Genomic DNA, 19580 nt, shown 5'->3' with positions numbered 1-19580 from the left:
GGAATAAATAACCATTATTGTTGTTTATAATTTATGACTTAATAACTAAAAAAACTAGTGGACAAAAGGTGTTCCCTCTGTTCACTAGTATCTTTAATTTGATTATTTATTTAATCGCTTCGGCTTTTGCTTTGCCCAATATTGATAAAGATCCGTACGGATAAACCCGTTAAATAGTTTTCTTTTTTTTGTAGCCTGTCTACCGTACAATTCTTCAAAGCCTTCATGAGAAGTTAACATATAGATAGACCATGTATCTTCATATGGTTGAAATGCTTGTCCCATTTGCTTGTACATTTCTTCTACTTGTTTCTTTTCTCCTAAACGTTCTCCATAAGGTGGATTACCTACTATTACTCCAAATTGTTTGTTAGTTGTAAAGTCAACAACTTGCATTTGCTTAAACGAAATTATTTCTCCTAATCCAGCCTCAAACGCATTTTCTTTTGCAATGTTTATCATTCTATGATCAATATCATGTCCGGAAATATCTAACGGTTGGTCATAGTTAGCCCTATCTTCCACTTCTTCTCGAGCTTTATCCCAAACATCGCTACCAATCCAATTCCATTTTTCTGAAACAAAATCACGGTTAAACCCAGGAGCGATATTTTGACCTATTAAGGCTGCTTCAATTGGAATAGTTCCAGAACCACAGAAAGGGTCAACAAACGGTTTATCTGCAGTCCAATTTGTTAACATTATTAATGCTGCTGCTAATGTTTCTTTTAATGGTGCTTCACCTTGATCCGTACGGTATCCTCTCTTATGTAATCCAGCTCCACTCGCATCTAGTGTTATGGTGGCAACATCTTTTAGTAGAGCTACTTCAATACGATAAAGATCCCCAGTTTCCTCTAACCAAGATGTCGAAATGCGATAATGCTCTTTTAGTTTTTCAACTACTGCTTTCTTTACGATTGATTGACAATCCGGAACGCTTGCTAACTTAGACTTTACAGATTTACCGATTACCGGAAACTCCGCATCTTTTGGGAGAAAATCTCCCCAAGCAATTTTTTTAACACCTTGAAAAAGTTCTTCAAACGTATAAGCTTTAAATTGAGCTACTTGAATTTTTATTCTATCAGCTGTTCTTAGCCATAAATTTGCTCTTGCAATTGCCAGCTCGTCGCCTTTAAAAATCACTTTTCCGTTATCAACTTGACATTCATAACCTAAATTTCTTACTTCTTGAGCAACTAATGCTTCTAGTCCCATTGCAGCAGTTGCGATTATTGTATATTTACTCATAAATCTCACCCTATTCTTGAATTCACTTTATGTATAGCCTATCCTTTTTACATAAAAAACAAAAGTCCTCCTAACATATTGCAGGAGGACCTCTCAAAATTTTATAGTAGTTGTGACATTCAAACCAACAACAGTTTGTAAGCCATGTTCTGTTCCTTCGTACTACAAACGGATTGCTCCTTGTACTCCGGTGGTAACCATCTGTCTACAGATTCATGTACAATGATCTGTCCTTCTCTTCGTTCAATTTCCTTTGAGAAGGTGCCCCTACCATTGTTTGGGTTTCTCGCTCGAGGGGTTTACCGCGTTCCACTCCAATTATTTCTAATTGGACTACGTCACTGTGGCACTTTCAAGGTATTCACACCATATCGCAAGCGACTTAGGTGTTTTCCCTGCCGTTAGTCCAGTGTAATACCGAACTACCCTAGCTTATTTTTTCGCTAGGCACGAACACTACAGGCATCTCAGCCTGTGCGAGCATGGACTTTCCTCTATAGTATATACTATAGCGGTTACCCAACTGTTATTGATGTCAACAAAGGATAGTATATCAATTTTAAACAACAGAATCAACTGTAAAATTTTGGTTCAGTCGTATAATTTACTTCCGAACACATGTTTCTCTAAATTAGAAAGTCTTCGCAAAATATCAAAATTAGTAGATCCTGCAGAACTTGTAGCAGGTTTTTTGCTAGATTCCTCTAGCTGTTTTTTAAGTTTCGCATTTTCTTGTTGAAGTAATTCATACTCATAATAAAATGTTTCATAGTCTTTTATTATTGTATCTAAAAATTTGTCCACTTCTTCTGGTTTATAACCACGCATTCCTGCTTTAAATTCTTTTTCCAATATTTCTTTTGCCGTCAATTTTATTTTATCTGATAGCATTATATTCACCTCAGTAACATGCACATTTTCTCTACTATATTCTTTCAAAAAAAGTCCATCTTGTCAATTTCTTTTGTTACCAATCACTATTTTGATTATAACTTATTTCTTCCATTAATACTTGTAATTCATAAAAATCAATTGTATAAATCGGGAAATGTTGTTTTTCTGCCTTTGTTTTTGCAATTTCTAATATAAATTTTGTATTACCCGGCCGTTCATCATCATAAACAGCTAGTAGACAATTGGCTTTATTAATGAAAAATAAGTTTTTTTGCTTAAATTGCGCGGGGCTCTCATATTTTTTTCTCGAAACAGAATCAATAAAATCGGCTTGAGATAAAATAAATTCATAGTATTCCTTATTAGCTTCACTCCATTTTTCTTCTTGTCCTAAAAATGGTGTTATAACTGCAACTTTTAATTGTGGATAATATTCTTGAAGTTCGTACACAACTTCTGCTCCCCAAAGCTCTACACCTAGTTGGCCACTAATTAATATCCATTCTAGATCGTTACCTTCCTCTAATAATTCAACAATTTTTTTTCGGATTGCAGCTTTAATTATTAATGCAGGAGGATCGTCGTTTTTAAAAATTTGTAGCTCGTGTGATTTATACCCTGTTAACGTCATGACTTTCATTGTATTCTCTCCAAAATTATGTATATTCCTTGTCCTAAAATTTTAGAATTTATAATGGTATTTATTTTACCATAATTTTTGTAGATAATATAAAAAAGAACTGGCGATATACCAGTTCTCTTTTTATTAGTTATTGAATTATCTACCGAAACCGTAGCCTGGACCCATACCTGGACCCATTGCTCCCGGTCCTGCCATACCTGGTCCCATTCCTGGACCCATTGCCCCTGGGCCTCCCATTCCTGGTCCCATCGGAGCCATTCCAGGTCCTCCAGGTCCACAATTAAAATGTTGATGTGAAACAGAGTCTACCATAGAATCCGTATGAGGATAATAATGTTTATGCTGGAAGTGTTGGTTGTTCACATATGTTGTATGTGATGGATGAATATGAGGTACTTCCGTTGTTGAGTGTAAATTTTTCACACAGCATTTAGTTGGATGAACGATAGGTGCCATTACATTTGGTCTGCAGTGATGCATACTTACAGTCTCCTTTCAATTCTTGTTTTTCTCTTTACATTAACAACCTATGAAAAGACTGGTATACATGTACTAGTACAGACACCTATTTTTAACATATTATACGAATGCCTACTAAAGAATCGTATAAATACTATCTTTAATATTAGTTAGTACGAAAAGGGTTAAGAAAATCATAATAAAAAACATGCACAAAATAAATCTAGACACGAAACTTCTCTCCATTGCTCTAAGATGAATAGTACAAAACTTATTTTACATCCATTATTAAAAGATGACAATGAAGGAAAAATTGGTAAATTTATTTTTCTATTTTTTTATATAACCTCTCCAACCGCTTTACAAAATTCACTTCTTTTAAACTTTTATTATTTGAATTACGATAAAATGTATACGATTTTTCTGTATAGAAAAGAGCTTTTTCATATGCTTTAAACTGATGCTCATATAATTTGGCAAGTTCTATCCCTGCTAGATATTTTTCGTTATTATCATTTGCATGATACGCTTGAAGAAAATGTTGTTCTGCCTCTTCGTTTCGTTTCATTTTCTTCTTCAATTTACCAAGGTTATAAGCGGCCTTCCAAGATTCGTTTACCAATAGCTCATACCTCTCAACAGCCACTTCATCTTCTCCTAAAAAGTCAAACCAACGTCCTACTTCGTATCGTTCATTTTCTGTAGTTGGCATTTCTTCTTTTAACAGGAGTTTCGATAAATGAATGTACAACGTTATTAACGTTAACACATCCCATTCGTTATGCTTTAATATCCCTTTCATTCCTTCAGGATTTTTCGATTCAACAAAATCAAAATAAATCATCGGTGCTAAAAAGCCCGGTGTGTCACCTTCACGATGGATTTGAAGCTTTTCTTTCTCTACTAATGAAAGCCGAACAGAATCCATCTCTTTTTTCCAAAAACGTCTTGCTGCATGAAGTAGATCAAAATGTCCGAAAGACGGTAGTTTTGGCACGTGTTCTTTTATTAAAGTATGTCTCGTTTTTACCTGTGGCCAATCAAACGCTTTACCGTTGTATGTTACTAGCGTAGTATAATCGACGTTTTTTAAAAAACTTTCATATAAGGCGATTTCGTTTCCTGGACTAGGTAATATATGTTGCCTTACTACTACTTTATCATCATATACTCTTGCATATCCTAGTAAAAAAATAGTAGTTCCTGCACCTCCACTTAAGCCAGTTGTTTCGGTGTCGAAAAAAAACAAATCACTTGTTTGATGACCTTTACTAGATAAAGGATGTTCAATATTACTATTATTCCAATTTTCAACTACATTTTTAAGTTCACCTAAACTGTATAAACCGTGTTTAAAATTTAGTGAATATTGTACTTCTCGAATTAGACAGTATTCATTCTCGTAAAAATATGGTTTCGTATCATATTGAAGCCACTCTTGTAAATATTCATCATCGATTCTCTCTTTCGATTGAACACCTTTCTGCTCATTACTTACTGGTTCATGGCTCATATGTTTTTTTAATCTATTTAGTTTATTTTTTAGTTTCATATTTTCTCACTCACTTTAAAATAGTGCGTATTAAAGTAACTACTAATTCTTTAGTATTTTCTGCCCCTTCATCGTTTCCAACACAAGAAGGACAGCCTGAATTACAAGGGCATTTAGTAATTAATTTTAGACAAGATTGAATAAATTCCTCTAAATGAGAATACGCTTTGTCACTTAACCCTACTCCACCTGGATAACGATCATACAAATAAATTACTGGCTTTTCATCATGTGTTGATTTAACTTGTGGTACAACATGTAAGTCAGAAGGTTCACACATTAGCAATAGCGGGGCCACATGTCTAAGGCCGTGTGACAATCCTACAAGCGCCTTTTCCAATTCATCTTGACCGAAAGAAGATACAGCAGCATCCTGCAGTTGAATCCATGTTGCTGTTGTATGTAATTCTTCTTCTGGTAAGTGAATAGGTCCTGACCCGATATTTTCATGAGTTTCAAATTTTATCTTTTTAAAAATTGTTGCCATCGCTTTAACAGAAACATCCCCAAATGAAATAACGCAATTGGAAGTTCGTCTTTCTTTATCTACTTCTAACACGTCGAGTTGAACAGCCAGATTAGCATCTGTAAAATAATCAACATTTACTTCACGTACAAACGCTTTTTTTTCTTCCCAGTCTAATTTTTCTACTTGAAACTGAATTCCTTGATGAAGGTAAATTGCTTCATCATGTAATAAAGTCATTGCACTGAAACGGTCCATTTCGCCTATTACTTTATTTGCAGGCGCCTCTGTTTGATCAATAATGATGACATTTTCTTGTGAAGCTGAACGAAGACTTATATTATGGGCTGGAAATGCATCATTCATCCAATACCACTTACCACTATTTTCATGAAGAACTCTTTCTTCTGTTAAATATTCTAATATGTCATCTAGCTCAACACCATCAAACGTTTCTCCTTCTTTAAAAGGGAGTTCATATGCAGCACATTTAATATGATCAACTAGAATAATTAAGTTGTCCGGGTTAATTCTTGCAGATTCTGGATTACTTTTTAAGAAATAATCCGGGTTTTGAATAATATATTGGTCTAAAGGATTAGAGCTGGCCACCATTACGATAACAGCTTCTCCTTGTCTCCTCCCAGCTCGACCTGCTTGTTGCCAAGCACTTGCTATCGTTCCAGGGTACCCTGTCATAATACATACTTGAAGCTGTCCTATGTCCACACCAAGCTCTAATGCATTCGTACTTACAACTCCGTATATATCTCCATTACGAAGTCCTTTTTCAATTTCTCGTCTTTGTGTAGGTAAATATCCACCTCTATAACCCGTAATTGCTTTTTTACCTAATTGACCCTTCACTAACTCTTGTAAATATGTTAATAGTATTTCAACCCGTACTCTACTCTTCGCAAAAACAATTGTTTGTATTTTTTGTTTCAAAAATTCACTCGCTAGTTTTCGTACTTCTAGAGTTGCACTTCTTCTTATGTTCAGAGGTTTATTGACAATAGGAGGGTTGTAAAAAACGATATGCTTTTTACTTGATGGAGATCCATTATTATTAATTAGGTTGAAATTTTCCCCTATTAAATGCTCCGCTAATTCTTTTGGGTTTGCTATTGTTGCCGATGTACATATAAATATTGGGTTGCTACCGTAAAATTTGCATATTCGTTTTAATCGACGAATTACGTTTGCTACATGACTACCAAACACACCTCTATATGTATGCAGTTCATCGATTACAATATATTGTAAGTTTTCGAATAGTGAGACCCATTTCGTATGATGAGGGAGTATTCCCGAGTGAAGCATATCTGGATTTGTAATAACGATATGACCTGCCTTGCGAACACGTTGACGAATATTTGGAGCAGTATCACCATCATATGTATAACTATTAATCGGTACACCAAGTTCAGAAATAATATCATTGATTTCACTTTTTTGATCCTGTGCTAGTGCTTTTGTAGGAAATAAGTATAAAGCTCTGCTTTCTTTATTTTCTAATATTTTTTGTAATACAGGTAAATTATAACAAAGTGTTTTCCCAGATGCAGTTGGTGTGACAGCTACAAAGTTCTGTTGGTGGACCGCAGCATCAAATGCAGCATGTTGATGTGTATATAAAGATTTAATTCCTCTCGTTTTCAATGCCTCTACTAATCTAGTGTCAACATTTGAGGGAAATGGTAACGTAGCTCCTAACTTTTCAGGGATCGTCTCCCAATGAACGATATTAGAAGCAATATGTTCTTCACTCCTCATCCAATCAATAATGTCTGTTACAGATTTCTTATTAAACATCTCCCACACACTCCTTCATTCTCCCTCCATTTTACGAATAAACGTTCTCCTAGTAAAGAGAAACAACCAAAAAAGAAAAAATTACTAGAAAAGCGGAGGCGGCTCGTTTAGGTCCAATCAAACTGGAGCCTTTCCGCAGGAGATAAAGGAATCACGGCGAACGTCAGTGAGTCGATGATGACTTATCGTACGGAGGAAAGGTGAAGTTTGAGCCGAACCTATTCTCCGGTCATTAAACTTTCCGACTGTTTTGGCCTACATGCTTTATACCATTGTGCAAAAAGTATAACAATAAGAATAGCTTCGATAAAATCGCCTCCATAATACATTAATTGTGCGCCTCGCTCTGCTTCATATAAAGGAACACCTATTGGCGGTTTTGAATAAATGATTTTTGTTAATATACCATGAGCAGCTAGCGCAACTATAAAAATTGAAGTGCGAAATATAAAACTATAGCGATGAAAAACTGGTTCTACATATATTATAGAAACAACAAATACATACCCCGCTAAAAAAACATGAAAATGAATCGCTATATAAATGAATGGATTAGAATGCATCCATTCAAACAGTTTTGTCATATATAAAATCCATAATCCTCCTATATTTAATAAAGTTGTTATTATTGGATGTACAATTATTTGAAAAGGCATAGTTCGTAATACTCTAGTTAATTTCCTAGATTGATGAACATGTAAAACTCTAAATAATAAAGTCATTGGAGTAGATAAAGCGATTAATAGTGGTGCTAACATCCCTAACAAAAGATGTATTAGCATATGAAATGTAAAATTATAATGAGAAAGTTCCGTCAACGGTTTGGAAACAGATACAATAGCAATAAAACATCCTACAATACAGAGAATACTTTTGTATATTGGCCAATTGCTATATTTTCGGTTTGAAAGAAATACTCCAAAACAGTATAAAATTAATAGAATACTGAACGGTGTACTTAAAAGAAGAGAAGGTAAAAAAACTTCAGCATTATCGATCATTGTCCCACATAGGTTGTACATTAATATACTACCTTTTCATTTTTCGTATTGCCACTTCGAAATAACAAATATAAACCAGCAACTAACATTAAAATGGCAATAATATTCCAAACAAAATCATAGATGAATACATTTTCTACATATCTAATTTGATGGATTCTCATTAATTTATGTTGAATAATACCATCATATAATTGAAATGCGCCGCCACCAATTAAAACACTAGCAATCCATTTAATCATTGACAATTCATTTTTACGTCTTAAATCAGCAAACAAAAACAAGCCACCAATAGTCGCAAACCAACTAAATGCATGAAACCACCCGTCTGATATTAACCCTACATTTGTTGTTGATTTATCATAAAAATGATGCCAATGTAATAACTGGTGAAATATAGTTTCATCAATAAACGCAACTAGCCCAAGACCAAATAATATTCCAGACAAAATGTTACGATTTTTTACAGTACTCATAAATATCTCCTTTACATTTTTCCATTATGTTATATAAAGACAGACAGAATTATTCAAAAAAAGAAAATGTCCTACTGAATAACAGTCAGTAAGACATTTTACCTATTATTTCTCCACTTTATTAATATGAAGCGGTGGAGGAATTAACCAACCCTTTTCTTTTTGCATTTTTAATAGTTTTCCACCAAGTGCTGCTTTTTGCATGTGAAATTGTCCGAACATTGCTATTACGTCTTCTCGGATACCTTGACCCATTTGTTTACTACAAGCTATAAGGCCAGCAGCTATGTCTGCTCCAAGGCTAGCCGCAATTTCTGGATCGTTAAACCTTGCACCAACAGGTATATCTTCTAAATTAGCTGTTGGTCTTTCAGGTGGGCTTGGTGGTAAAGGAACTTCATTTTCCTTTAAAATACCTTCCATTTGCTCCACTTCTTGTTTCGTATTATCCATAACATTTTCTAATAGTTTTCGTAAATCTTCATCACCCGTATGATTAAATAACGTTTGGTGAGCCACTATAGCAGATTTTGCTACTAATAAATTCGTCCACAAACCATATACTTCACCGTAGTGTAAAGGTTCATCTTTTGGATTTCCATTTAAAATACCCATTACCATCCTCCTAATCGAATGTAAACTCATATAATCAACCACCTATTAAGTATGCATCCATATGACACAATGTATAATGTCCCCTCCATTTCATAATCAATACATACAATCCCACAAGTTTATGGAAGTTATAATTTGGATTAATTTTAGAAGTATAAAAGAAGACTGAAGGATTTCATTCCCTTCAGTCTTCTTCCGTAATATATTTTTCATTATCTAACAGCACAGCGGTTTGGACCAATTTCCATTTCACGTTGCTGTTCTACATCCGGGTTTATTTTCCCCATGTTCGTTTCGCGAATTTCTTGGTATGCATTCGGTTGCGGTGGTAGGTTTTCAGTTACAATTTTTCTAAACTCTTGTTCATCTTCAATATTTAGACCGTGATTTTTAGCAAATAAGGTACCTAATTTTGCTGCAACAGTTCCATCCTCATTTAGCTCTTCAATCATCATGAAGTGAGCTGGAAGAACAATTAATTCCTCGGATAACTCACGGTATCGAACGTATAAGCTTTCTCTTAAATCTGAAACCCAATCTTCGGCCAAACCCGCTAAGTCAGGTCTCCCAATAGAATCGATGAATAAAATATCTCCTGATAATAAATATTTCTCATCAATAACAAATGATGTTGAACCAATTGTATGTCCCGGTGAGTATAATGCATGAATATTTATCGTAGAATTACCGATTTTTACTTCGTTACCACCTTCTAAAGCGTTGTAATTAAAAGTTACGTCCGTAGCATCTTTCGGCGGTAACCAATATTGAGCCCCTGATATTTCGGCAATTCTTCTTCCTCCAGATATGTGATCGGCATGTAAGTGGGTGTCAAATACATGCGATATTTTAACGCCTTTTTCTTCCACAAGCGATATATAGCGTTCAATCATTCTCGTAGGATCAATAATTGCTGCTTCTTCATTAGAAATTACCATGTATGACAAACAACCTTTACCAATTCGGACAAATTGGTATAATTCTCCCCCTCCGTTTAAATCTCCAACTTTAACCGGTTCTAAATACTCACTCCAAGCTTTCATTCCACCTTCTAAATAATATACGGAAAATTCTTTTTCAGCTAACATTTCTGCTACCATAACAGAAGACCCTTCTTTAGCACATACAACTAAAACATCCATGTTTGTAGGAAGTTTATCGACAATTTCTTCCACTCCATCTAATAGATCAAAGTAAGGTATATTTAAATAATTAAAGTTTTCCCCTTCTATTTTCCATTCTTCAAAATCATTAACATTTCTAACGTCTAATATAAACAACTGTTCCTTATTTATAACTTTTTTTGTAACATCTTTAGCAGTCATTACTTTAATATTCATACTCAATTACCCCCTATAGTATATTTAAATTTTTTTGTATTAAACAGTTATTCAACTTTACCTTCCCAAGCTAGCATTCCGCCATTCATATTTATAACTTTAAAGCCATGTTGCTCTAAAAGTCGACAACCATTTGCACTTCTTCCACCAGAGCGACATACTACTACATATTCTTTAGAATTATCTAATTCATGCATACGAAATTCTAATAGGCCTAGTGGAATATTCGTAGCGGTTGGAATTTTGCCACTTGATACCTCTTCCACTTCACGCACATCAATGATATTTAATTGCTCTCCATTTTTTATAGCATTTTCTACTTCTATCGCTGTCATTGTTTTCATTTAAATACCTCCTAATATATTTCTTGTATTATATTTTAATTTATTTACGCTACAAGTCATATAATATACCCTAAGGGGTATAGTGTCAACTGTATTATTACGATATAATTAATGGAGTTAATATAGCATAATAATTTTATGAGCATATTTGTTTCATATTAATTTTTTTAAAATTATAATAAAATATGAATAAAATAAATTGGAGGTTTTAAATGATGTTTGATGTAGTTATTATCGGAGCAGGTCCAGCTGGTGCAAGTGCTGCACTATTTACGGCTAAAGCTGGCAAGAAAACAGTTTTAATTGATCATGATAAAAGTATGACAAAACGTGCTTGGGTTGAAAATCATTACGGGGTAATGGAAATTACCGGACCTGAATTAGTTGAAATTGGTCAAAAACAAGCACAAAAATTTGGTGCTGAATTAGTAAATGAAGAAGTTGTAGACGTTACAAAAACAGAAACAGGATTTCAAGTTCAATCTAGTTCGCAAACGTTTGAAACAAAACATGTTGTGCTTGCAACTGGTGCGGTAGCTGGCCTTGCTGAAAAAATCGGTGTTAATTTAAAAGATGGTACAGAACCTCGTATTAAAGCAGTAGCTGATGTTGACTCTACTGGGCGCACGAATATTGATGGTGTTTGGGCTGCTGGTACAGTGGCTGGTGTAAGCGTACATACGATTATTACTGCTGGTGACGGTGCAAAAGTATCAATTAATATCGTAAGTGAACTAAATGGTGAACGTTACGTTGACCATGATGTATTAAAATCCTAATAAAAAAGGCGCATTAATATCAATGCGCCTTTTTTACGGATTACAAAAATAACAATTACTAGCATCTTCTTTTTCTTTTCCATTTGGAAAAAGCCGTTCCTCTCTCCAATCACATTTTTGACATTGATAAATCGATGCTTTAATTCCTTCTGTTGGTAATTCACAATGATTACATAATAATCCTCTTCTTTTTTCAACGATATCAAACCCTGGAAAATCACAAGATGGACAAAGTTGAAATATCTTGTTGACTAAATTTTCCGTTGCTGCTTTTATATTTTCCATTCTTAATGGGTTATACATAGCTCTCATGTCCGTTTCGATAACAACTTCCCCATATATTTTATAGACTCTATTATATGCTCGCTCTAATTCATCCCAATCCGAAATACCTTTTAAACTTAACTCATAATGTTTACTTCTAATAATTACTGCATGCTCTGGGAATTTAGCAGTTTTACAAAAAGCTACAGCTTCATCTATATCGTATATTTGTTTTTGATTATAATTTGTGCTCGTTGTAAGTGCCTCTCCAAAAATCTGAATATCATGCACAACGTCAATAAACGATACAATTTCTCGATTTAAAATAACGAATGGAACTTGTGGGTGAGGATTAAACGCTCCTTCACTACTAATACCGATTGTATAATTTAATTTATAACACGCCGATATTGATTTTTCTATTGCTGTTTCAAGCTGTGTTCCTACCCTTCTTATTTCATTCGTAAATGTTCCGAAATGATCAGTATCAAAGTTACTCGGAATACGTACATCCAAGCCTAGTTGTTTTTTAAATATAGGAGCAACCACTTTTTCCTTTCCGTGCATTGTTGCTAAAATTGCAGCTCGGCCTTCAAATAATGAAATGGCTTTGTTTCTATTTACCATCGTTTACACATTCCTCTACCTTCTTCCATACTTTTGTCTCTGAATTAAAGACGATTCCAGTAACTTTTACAGAAGGTGCAATTAAAGGATGATTTTTTATGAGTTTCATATTTTCTGCTATCCCTTGTCTAATGTCTATCGCTGTAGTTAACCACTCTTCGACTTCCATATTTAATATGTTAACATAATTAAAAGTATCGATTACTTCTTTGGAAATTCCTTTATTGTAAAGAATATTTGTTATTGATATATTTTTGAAACTTGGATTTATCGTATTACCTACTATATAAATACTTTCTACTTCTTCATATACAATCGCTTGAATAATACTACGAATTGAACAGCCTAATGGATGAATAATTGATGTTTCATAGTTTTGAATTAAAATTAGTTCCGAAAGCTCTTTTTCAATAATTTTTGGGAGTAAATAACAATCCTGCAATTTTAAGCTAGTAAGAACTATTGTTTTTTTCATCTTATATTCCTCCAAAAGTTAAAAATTTTGCAATATGAAAGTACATTGGTATTCCAATTATTAAATTAAACGGAAATGTAATTCCTAATGATAATCCTAAATATATGGAAGGGTTTGCCTTCTTTACTGATGTTTTTAATGCCGCAGGAGCAGCAATGTAAGAGGCACTTCCAGCTAAAACTCCCATTAATGTGGCTCCACCAACTGATAATCCAACAATGCTTCCTATCACAACACCGAAACTTCCAAACACTATCGGAAACAATATTGCAAGACCGATGAGAGAAATCCCGTGTTTTTTAACTTCTGTTATTCTTTCACCAGCTAGTAATCCCATATTTAATAAAAATAGTATTAACACGCCATTATACAAATCGAAGAATAAAGGCTGAACAATTGGAGCGGCAGCATCCGCACTTATAAAACCGATTAATAAACATCCTAATAGGATAAATACACTTTTTCCAAAAATACTCTCTTTTATAATTTCTTTATCTATCATTCTCGTGTATGGTGAAGAGAAGGCAACACTAGAGACCTGAATTGATTCATTCTTTTCCATAACTTTGTATAGGAAGATGGACACAATGATAGCAGGGCTCTCCATCAAAACGACTAAAGCATTCATAAATCCTTCATAGGAAACTGCACTATGTTCTAAAAATGATATAGCAGCTCCGTACGTCACGATACTAACGGAACCAAACGACGCTGCCAATCCAATCGAGTTGGCGAAATCAAGTTTCGTCCACTTTGTTATTATTAAAACGAATATAGGTATGAAGAAACCTAACAACAATGCTCCACCGATCGGCGCCATTATCATTGTAATATCGTATTGTGAAAGAGCAATTCCACCTTTTAGTCCTATAGCGATTAACAAAAATAAACTTAATACTTCACTAATACTTGAAGGTATTTTTAGATCAGATTTAAAAATAGTAGCAATCATACCAAGTAAAAATATTAAAACAAATGGTGATGTTAAATTATGAATAACAATTTCCGACATTTCCCCACCTCTTCTAAGTAACTATTTGCAAATCAGAAACAAATAAAGTGTAAGTCATAACAAGACTCCAAACATAAAATTTCCCACTAAAAAAACCGACAATTAATCAAAGCGGATTTAATCGCTCATGAAAAATTGTCGGTTATTTTCAACTCACCTTGTGTTTTGAAAATCTCCCACTATTCTTTTGTTGTAAAACTTTTTTCCAAATTACTGTCTAGCTTAAATACCATTACTCGTTCACCGGTTTTAGTACTAATATCGGTATGAAAGGAAAGAACTTCTTTTTCTGTTATAGCAGCAATCATTCTCTTTAATTCTTCTACTCCACACTCAACTAAATCAGACCTCATTCGTTTAATCGAGAGCATACCTTCCTTTGTTTCACATACTTTATATTCTGCTGGTGTAAGGATTCCGCGTAAATTTACAATTATCATATCCCTTAATACATCTGTTTTAACGGATATTGAACCACGGCTTAAAAAATCCTTCTCCCATTGTGTTAGTAATTTACTGATCTCAGCTTCTAAAGCACCTTTTGATTTTTCCATTTTCCCCCTCCTCCTATTCGTTCTTTTTACATTTCCCGTAAAAAAATCGGTATATCCCTTATTTACTAGTAAGTAAGTAAAGAATATACCGATTTATAAGTACCTTACTACAAACAAGCTGTAACTTTTTCATACTGTCAATTTTACAAGAAAATTTACAGTATGCTAAAGATAGCCTAGTCCGAAGTATTGTATTAATCTCTCGGATATGAAGTTAAATAATACTTTAACTGGAACTTAACATTCTGTCAATTATTTTTTATAGTATTGATGATTACATTTTGTTTAATTCCAGAGAAACTGTCATTCATTTAATATACATTGGTCTATACAACTATACAAATTAAATGGTAAAATAATCTTAGTATGTTAGTTAAAGAGGAGATAAAAGCCATGCAGCACAATTATTCATTTGTAAACGCAAACATTATAAGAAGTGAAGAGCTTATTCGAAATGGATATGTACACATTTCTAACGGAAAAATAGAAGATATTGGTGACATGAAGTTTTACGAAAGGCAAGATGGTTATGATGAAATCTATCTAACAGAAGATGAACTCCTACTACCAGGCTTTATTGATATTCACATCCATGGAATTAACGGTGCTGATATGATGGATGCGACGGAGCAATCATTAAATGATATGGCTAAAAAGCTCCCACATGAGGGCACAACGTCGTTTTTAGCCACAACGATAACTCATAATCAAGAAAATATTGAACTTGCACTAACCAATGTTGCTAAATATACAAATAGTCATAATTCTAAACAAGGAAGTGAAATGCTAGGCATCCATTTAGAAGGCCCCTTTCTCTCAAAAAAACGAGCTGGGGCACAACCGTTACATCATATTATTTCACCAAGTATTTCACTTTTTGACCAATGGCAACAACTCTCAGGGAACAGTATAAAAATAGTTACACTAGCACCAGAGCAAGAAAATGGTTTGGAATTAACGAAATATTTAAGTGAACATAAAGTAATCCCTTCTATTGGACATTCCGATGCTATTTATGAAGAAATGAAAAAAGCTATAAATCTAGGAGCAAAACATGTTACCCATTTTTATAACGGAATGAGAGGTATACACCATCGAGAGCCTGGCGTTGTAGGTGCAGGCTTGGCTCATGATAGTCTCTTTTTAGAATTAATAGTCGATGGAATTCACGTTCATCCTGCTGTAATAAAATCCACCTATAAAACGAAAGGTGCAAAAAAAATTATATTAATTACTGACTCGATGCGCGCAAAATGGTTAGAAGATGGTGAATATGAACTCGGAGGCCAAAAAGTAAGTGTTCGTAATAATACCGCTTTGTTAGAAGATGGGACTCTAGCTGGGAGCGTACTGAAGATGAATGATGCTGTCAAAAATATGATGCAATACACAGGTTGCACAATAAATGAAGCCATCCAAATGGCTGCAGAAAACCCAGCCAAACAATTATCTGTATGGGATCGAAAAGGTAGTATCACAATTGGCAAAGACGCAGATATTGTAATTGTAAAAAATGATTTGACCGTACAAATGACGATGTGTAATGGCATTATTGAATATAAAGGAGCGGAATAACTTGAATATTATAACAGCAGAATCGTATGAAACGTTAAGTAAAATGGCCTCACAATTTATTATAGATGAAGTTAATAGTAAACCGAATGCAACAATTGGTATGGCGACCGGTGGCACTCCATTACAAATGTATCAGTTATTACAAGAAGACTATAAACAAAATGGTACATCGTATTGTAATGTGACAACCTTTAACTTAGATGAATATGTAGGATTAGCGAAGGACAATCCGAATAGCTACTATCAGTACATGAAAAAACATTTATTTAATCACATTGATATTGAACAAAACAATGTATTTATTCCTAACGGAGAAAGCAAAGATTTAGTAGAAGAATGTAATTTATACGAACGATATTTACTAGAAAAAGGCCCGATTGACATACAGATTTTAGGATTAGGTTCTAATGGTCATATAGGATTTAATGAGCCAGGTACACCATTTTCTAGTAAAACACATGTTGTAGAACTAACAGATTCTACGCGAAAGGCAAACGCTCGATATTTTGATAATTTAGACCAAGTTCCTACTCATGCGATTACGATGGGAATAGATACAATTATGAGGGCAAAAAAAATATTACTTTTAGTTTCTGGAAAAAATAAATCAAACGCTTATGAGCAATTACTTCATGGCAAAATTTCCGAACAGTTTCCTGTTTCCGTTCTAAGAAACCACCCCTCTGTTCACATAATAGCAGACATGAGCTCGCTCGAATCGGTAACAATTCGCGTTTGAAAGGAGGAACACTTATGATAAATAAACGTTCCCCACTACCGATTTATTATCAGTTAGAAACATATATTAAAAATTTAATCGAGTCCGGACAATTAAATCCTGGAGATAGTTTACCTTCTGAACGGGAATATGCAGAACGATTCGAGATTAGTAGAATGACAGTAAGACAAGCCATTAATTCCCTCGTACAATCAGGACTTCTTTACCGAAAAAAAGGAAGTGGCACATATGTTGCTGAAAAAAAACTAGAACAAAAGCTACAAGGTCTTACAAGCTTTTCAGAAGATATGAAAAATCGTGGAATGAAGGCTAGTAGTACAATAATAAAGTTCGAAGAAATAGAAGCAACTCCTCTAATCGCAAATGAGTTACGGTTAAAAGAAAGTAGTAAAATTTACGAAATTATGAGAGTCCGCCACGCTGATGACGAACCGATGGCTATCGAAATAAATTATATGTCACCTACTATTGTAAGTGGCCTAACGGAAGATGTATTAACTAAATCCACATATGCTTTTTTTGAAGCGAGTGGTTTATACATTGAACATGCTACACAAATTATTGAAACAGCAAAAGCAACTAATTATCAAGCCCAACTGTTAAATATAAATGAAAATGATTCGTTACTTCTAATTCAACGTAAAACATATTTACAAGATGGTACACCTTTGGAATTTGTAAAATCATATTATCGTGGCGATCGATATAAATTTGTTGTTACGATTGACCGACACGGAAAGACGTAAAAAGGAACTGGTGAAATACCAATTCCTTTTTTTTACTCTAATTTTTTACTTGTTTTTTACATTATCACGTATTGTTTCGATAATCTCTCTCGTTTCGTCTAAATGTCGAACTGTTTGATCGTACTGCTGTGAAGCAACCGACATAAATAAAATGTCAATAACATGTAACTGGGCAATACGTGAAGATGTTGCTCCACTTCTAAATGTCGGTTCTCGAGTTGCAGAAGTGTAGAGCTTAACATCCGCTTGCTCATTAACAATAGAGGAACCAAATTTAGTTAAGCTTATTGTATGTGCTTTTTTTCTATTCGCAAGTTCTAATATTTTTGCAACTTCAAATGTTTTTCCCGAGAAAGATATACCTACAACTACATCCCCCTCTTGAACGTTTGCTACTTGAGTTGCAGCCATATGGAAATCACGGAAAGCCGTGGACCGTTTGTTAATTCTTAAAAATTTTTGATGGGCATCTTCTGCGATAATTGCAGACGCTCCTACACCAAAAAAGTGAATCGTATGGGAATGCATTATTAGTTCAACTGCTTTAGAAAGCTCTTCAATATTTAATAGTTGTGAAGTTTCTTCAATTGTTTGTATACTATTATTCGTCATCTTTTCGATAATAGATGATGGTGATTCATTAGGTTCTATATCTCGAAACCCACTAGGGCTCGTTGTCTTTTGTAAGTCCCCTGCGATTCTTAGCTTCAAGTCTTGAAATCCTTTTAAATCTAGTGATTTGCAAAGTCTAATAACTGCCGCTCCACTTGTGGAACTTCTTTTACCTAGTTCATTTGCAGTTAAGGAGATTGTTGCTTGTGGATTTTTTAATATATATTCTGCAATCTTCTTTTCAGAAGGAGGCAAATCTGGAACCATTTCTTTTAGCATAACTAATCCACCTGACATAAAAGGCATACTGACCCCTCCTTATTGTTCATTTTCTATTTATATCCGTTCCTACTAATTAACTCTTTAAAGTAAGTTTATAAATGTTTAGAGTACTGTTGATATTCTTTCCAAACATGGAAATTTAACTTTCCGTAAAAATCTGTTAAAGTAGTCCAATCAATTAACATAGTTCGAATGTTGCGCTCCCATAAAATATTGATAGCTGCTTTTACAATTCCTTCGCCAAAACCTTTTTTTCTTTCTTCTTTTGAAATTCCGAGTGGACCTATACCACCGAGTTTACCGTTCCATAATGGTGACCAGTATACATTTTGGGCTATAAAGGGAGAATTCGCATCATTTATACGACAAAAGCCTATTATCCTACCTTCTTTTTTCATCACTACAAATTCTCGACCGTCACCATTTTTTTCAAAATATTGACGTGCTTCATACTCCCAACGTCCTGGAAATTCTCTATGTAAAAATAAAAGGAATTTTTCCTTTTCGTTTATATGTAATATTGAGATATTAATATTTTTATACCTTAGAAAAAATGGTTGTGTATTATTAAATGTTTGAATTAGATCATATTGTAATTGTCCAATGTTATAGCCATGCTTTTCAAACCATTTTTGATAGGTTTTATATTGTGTAGGTATTCCAGGAAAGTAATGCCATGGATCGCGGCCTAAATGAACAACTTTTGCCCCGTTAGATTGCATTGCATTTTCGGCTAGTACAAGTAATTTCGTGCCAATTCCTTTTTTTCTATATTGACCTTTTACTAATAGAGCTTGGATCCAACCTACTTCTCGATCCATTTTATAGTCTTCGTTTTCTTTCCATACTTTGCTTACAATAAAAGCAATGACTTTATCTTCTTCATCTGTTACTACAAAAGAACCTTCTATTAATGTATTATTATCTTCAAACGTATTTTGACGAAATAATTCATTTCTCATCGGAAAATCGCTACCTATTTCTTCATTCCATAGTTCTACTATTTGCTCCAACCATATAGGGTGTAACTTATTAATGTACATCTCACACCAACTT

20 protein-coding genes, 1 other RNA gene and 1 pseudogene are annotated in these 19580 nt (G+C 34.0%); 4 read left to right on the top strand and 18 right to left on the bottom strand.

Annotated features, from left to right (window positions below; translation table 11 throughout):
* Positions 1-102: 102 nt before the first annotated feature.
* From O1A01_RS12920 to O1A01_RS12865, 12 genes and pseudogenes are all read right to left on the bottom strand, one after another.
* Positions 103-1254, bottom strand: coding sequence for a THUMP domain-containing class I SAM-dependent RNA methyltransferase (locus O1A01_RS12920; protein ID WP_066414294.1), 1152 nt, complete (start codon positions 1252-1254; stop codon positions 103-105).
* 133 nt (positions 1255-1387) lie between these two features.
* Positions 1388-1781: RNase P RNA component class B (gene rnpB, locus O1A01_RS12915), an RNA gene on the bottom strand.
* 64 nt (positions 1782-1845) lie between these two features.
* Positions 1846-2145 (bottom strand): cell division regulator GpsB, encoded by a 300-nt coding sequence (gene gpsB / locus O1A01_RS12910; RefSeq protein WP_066414314.1) that lies wholly within the window; start codon positions 2143-2145, stop codon positions 1846-1848.
* 76 nt (positions 2146-2221) lie between these two features.
* On the bottom strand, positions 2222-2788 hold the full coding sequence (locus O1A01_RS12905; RefSeq protein ID WP_066414296.1) for an SLOG family protein: 567 nt from the start codon (positions 2786-2788) through the stop codon (positions 2222-2224).
* A gap of 252 nt (positions 2789-3040) precedes the next feature.
* Positions 3041-3271 (bottom strand): annotated as a pseudogene (locus O1A01_RS12900) (CotD family spore coat protein); the annotation flags it as partial.
* A gap of 301 nt (positions 3272-3572) precedes the next feature.
* Positions 3573-4802 carry a ribonuclease H-like domain-containing protein gene (locus tag O1A01_RS12895; RefSeq protein WP_270064303.1) on the bottom strand — a complete coding sequence of 410 codons (1230 nt, stop codon included), beginning with the start codon at positions 4800-4802 and terminating at the stop codon, positions 3573-3575.
* 10 nt (positions 4803-4812) lie between these two features.
* Complete coding sequence (locus O1A01_RS12890; RefSeq protein ID WP_412766295.1) at positions 4813-7044, bottom strand: DEAD/DEAH box helicase; 2232 nt, start codon at positions 7042-7044, stop codon at positions 4813-4815.
* A 257-nt stretch (positions 7045-7301) separates the two neighbouring features.
* A complete protein-coding gene (locus O1A01_RS12885) occupies positions 7302-8105 on the bottom strand; it encodes a cytochrome c oxidase assembly protein (protein ID WP_270064301.1) in 804 nt (267 codons plus the stop codon).
* Entirely contained in the window at positions 8105-8560 is a 456-nt protein-coding gene (locus O1A01_RS12880) for a DUF2243 domain-containing protein (RefSeq protein WP_066418897.1), read from the bottom strand. Before O1A01_RS12880 ends, O1A01_RS12885 begins: the two co-directional genes overlap by 1 nt.
* Positions 8561-8665: 105 nt before the next feature.
* On the bottom strand, positions 8666-9175 hold the full coding sequence (locus O1A01_RS12875) for a DUF3231 family protein (protein ID WP_066418894.1): 510 nt from the start codon (positions 9173-9175) through the stop codon (positions 8666-8668).
* A gap of 212 nt (positions 9176-9387) precedes the next feature.
* Entirely contained in the window at positions 9388-10515 is a 1128-nt protein-coding gene (locus tag O1A01_RS12870) for an MBL fold metallo-hydrolase (protein WP_270064300.1), read from the bottom strand.
* A gap of 47 nt (positions 10516-10562) precedes the next feature.
* Positions 10563-10859, bottom strand: coding sequence for a rhodanese-like domain-containing protein (locus O1A01_RS12865; RefSeq protein WP_066418888.1), 297 nt, complete (start codon positions 10857-10859; stop codon positions 10563-10565).
* Between the two features lie 215 nt (positions 10860-11074).
* Here O1A01_RS12865 and O1A01_RS12860 point away from each other — a divergent pair, with 215 nt between their 5' ends.
* On the top strand, positions 11075-11638 hold the full coding sequence (locus O1A01_RS12860; protein ID WP_270066410.1) for an FAD-dependent oxidoreductase: 564 nt from the start codon (positions 11075-11077) through the stop codon (positions 11636-11638).
* 33 nt (positions 11639-11671) lie between these two features.
* Here O1A01_RS12860 and O1A01_RS12855 read toward each other — a convergent pair whose 3' ends face one another.
* The 4 genes from O1A01_RS12855 to O1A01_RS12840 form a co-directional block, all read right to left on the bottom strand.
* On the bottom strand, positions 11672-12529 hold the full coding sequence (locus O1A01_RS12855) for a DUF6671 family protein (RefSeq protein ID WP_066418886.1): 858 nt from the start codon (positions 12527-12529) through the stop codon (positions 11672-11674).
* A complete protein-coding gene (locus tag O1A01_RS12850; RefSeq protein WP_066418883.1) occupies positions 12519-13004 on the bottom strand; it encodes a carbonic anhydrase in 486 nt (161 codons plus the stop codon). The genes O1A01_RS12855 and O1A01_RS12850 overlap by 11 nt, the downstream gene beginning before the upstream one ends.
* Before the next feature lies 1 nt (position 13005).
* Positions 13006-14016: a sodium-dependent bicarbonate transport family permease gene (locus O1A01_RS12845; protein ID WP_066418880.1), complete on the bottom strand. Its 1011-nt coding sequence runs from the start codon at positions 14014-14016 to the stop codon at positions 13006-13008.
* Between the two features lie 179 nt (positions 14017-14195).
* Positions 14196-14570: a Na-translocating system protein MpsC family protein gene (locus tag O1A01_RS12840; RefSeq protein ID WP_066418877.1), complete on the bottom strand. Its 375-nt coding sequence runs from the start codon at positions 14568-14570 to the stop codon at positions 14196-14198.
* A gap of 393 nt (positions 14571-14963) precedes the next feature.
* Between O1A01_RS12840 and nagA the strand changes: the two genes are divergently transcribed.
* Genes nagA through O1A01_RS12825 form a run of 3 tightly spaced genes read left to right on the top strand, consistent with a single transcriptional unit; the run spans position 14964 to position 17630 of the window.
* Positions 14964-16145: an N-acetylglucosamine-6-phosphate deacetylase gene (gene nagA / locus O1A01_RS12835; protein ID WP_270066357.1), complete on the top strand. Its 1182-nt coding sequence runs from the start codon at positions 14964-14966 to the stop codon at positions 16143-16145.
* Position 16146: 1 nt separating this feature from the next.
* The gene (gene nagB / locus O1A01_RS12830) at positions 16147-16884 is read left to right on the top strand and encodes a glucosamine-6-phosphate deaminase (RefSeq protein WP_174522385.1); all 738 of its coding nucleotides are present in this window, start codon (positions 16147-16149) and stop codon (positions 16882-16884) included.
* 14 nt (positions 16885-16898) lie between these two features.
* The gene (locus tag O1A01_RS12825; RefSeq protein WP_270066356.1) at positions 16899-17630 is read left to right on the top strand and encodes a GntR family transcriptional regulator; all 732 of its coding nucleotides are present in this window, start codon (positions 16899-16901) and stop codon (positions 17628-17630) included.
* Positions 17631-17675: 45 nt separating this feature from the next.
* On the opposite strand, the gene O1A01_RS12820 is transcribed toward O1A01_RS12825, so the two are convergent.
* On the bottom strand, positions 17676-18548 hold the full coding sequence (locus O1A01_RS12820; protein ID WP_235858220.1) for a MurR/RpiR family transcriptional regulator: 873 nt from the start codon (positions 18546-18548) through the stop codon (positions 17676-17678).
* Between the two features lie 68 nt (positions 18549-18616).
* Positions 18617-19567 carry a GNAT family N-acetyltransferase gene (locus tag O1A01_RS12815; RefSeq protein ID WP_066418871.1) on the bottom strand — a complete coding sequence of 317 codons (951 nt, stop codon included), beginning with the start codon at positions 19565-19567 and terminating at the stop codon, positions 18617-18619.
* Positions 19568-19580 lie beyond the last annotated feature (13 nt).

It is taken from the genome of Sutcliffiella sp. NC1, from assembly GCF_027594365.1.
Classification (GTDB): Bacteria; Bacillota; Bacilli; order Bacillales; family Bacillaceae_I; genus Sutcliffiella; species Sutcliffiella cohnii.
The sequence above is the reverse complement of the archived record's forward strand: the minus strand, read 5'-3'. Positions and strand labels throughout refer to the sequence as shown.

Bases quoted from the DNA above. Each gene is read 5' to 3' on its own strand.
- O1A01_RS12825 (WP_270066356.1), top strand. From the start codon at position 16,899: ATGATAAATAAACGTTCCCCACTACCGATTTATTATCAGTTAGAAACA.
- O1A01_RS12870 (WP_270064300.1), bottom strand. From the start codon at position 10,515: ATGAATATTAAAGTAATGACTGCTAAAGATGTTACAAAAAAAGTTATA.
- O1A01_RS12820 (WP_235858220.1), bottom strand. From the start codon at position 18,548: ATGCCTTTTATGTCAGGTGGATTAGTTATGCTAAAAGAAATGGTTCCA.
- O1A01_RS12895 (WP_270064303.1), bottom strand. From the start codon at position 4,802: ATGAAACTAAAAAATAAACTAAATAGATTAAAAAAACATATGAGCCAT.
- O1A01_RS12815 (WP_066418871.1), bottom strand. From the start codon at position 19,567: ATGTACATTAATAAGTTACACCCTATATGGTTGGAGCAAATAGTAGAA.
- O1A01_RS12880 (WP_066418897.1), bottom strand. From the start codon at position 8,560: ATGAGTACTGTAAAAAATCGTAACATTTTGTCTGGAATATTATTTGGT.
- O1A01_RS12890 (WP_412766295.1), bottom strand. From the start codon at position 7,044: ATGAGGAGTGAAGAACATATTGCTTCTAATATCGTTCATTGGGAGACG.
- O1A01_RS12860 (WP_270066410.1), top strand. From the start codon at position 11,075: ATGTTTGATGTAGTTATTATCGGAGCAGGTCCAGCTGGTGCAAGTGCT.
- O1A01_RS12905 (WP_066414296.1), bottom strand. From the start codon at position 2,788: ATGAAAGTCATGACGTTAACAGGGTATAAATCACACGAGCTACAAATT.
- O1A01_RS12855 (WP_066418886.1), bottom strand. From the start codon at position 12,529: ATGGTAAATAGAAACAAAGCCATTTCATTATTTGAAGGCCGAGCTGCA.
- O1A01_RS12865 (WP_066418888.1), bottom strand. From the start codon at position 10,859: ATGAAAACAATGACAGCGATAGAAGTAGAAAATGCTATAAAAAATGGA.
- O1A01_RS12840 (WP_066418877.1), bottom strand. From the start codon at position 14,570: ATGGAAAAATCAAAAGGTGCTTTAGAAGCTGAGATCAGTAAATTACTA.
- nagA (WP_270066357.1), top strand. From the start codon at position 14,964: ATGCAGCACAATTATTCATTTGTAAACGCAAACATTATAAGAAGTGAA.
- gpsB (WP_066414314.1), bottom strand. From the start codon at position 2,145: ATGCTATCAGATAAAATAAAATTGACGGCAAAAGAAATATTGGAAAAA.
- O1A01_RS12850 (WP_066418883.1), bottom strand. From the start codon at position 13,004: ATGAAAAAAACAATAGTTCTTACTAGCTTAAAATTGCAGGATTGTTAT.
- O1A01_RS12875 (WP_066418894.1), bottom strand. From the start codon at position 9,175: ATGGGTATTTTAAATGGAAATCCAAAAGATGAACCTTTACACTACGGT.
- O1A01_RS12845 (WP_066418880.1), bottom strand. From the start codon at position 14,016: ATGTCGGAAATTGTTATTCATAATTTAACATCACCATTTGTTTTAATA.
- O1A01_RS12885 (WP_270064301.1), bottom strand. From the start codon at position 8,105: ATGTACAACCTATGTGGGACAATGATCGATAATGCTGAAGTTTTTTTA.
- O1A01_RS12920 (WP_066414294.1), bottom strand. From the start codon at position 1,254: ATGAGTAAATATACAATAATCGCAACTGCTGCAATGGGACTAGAAGCA.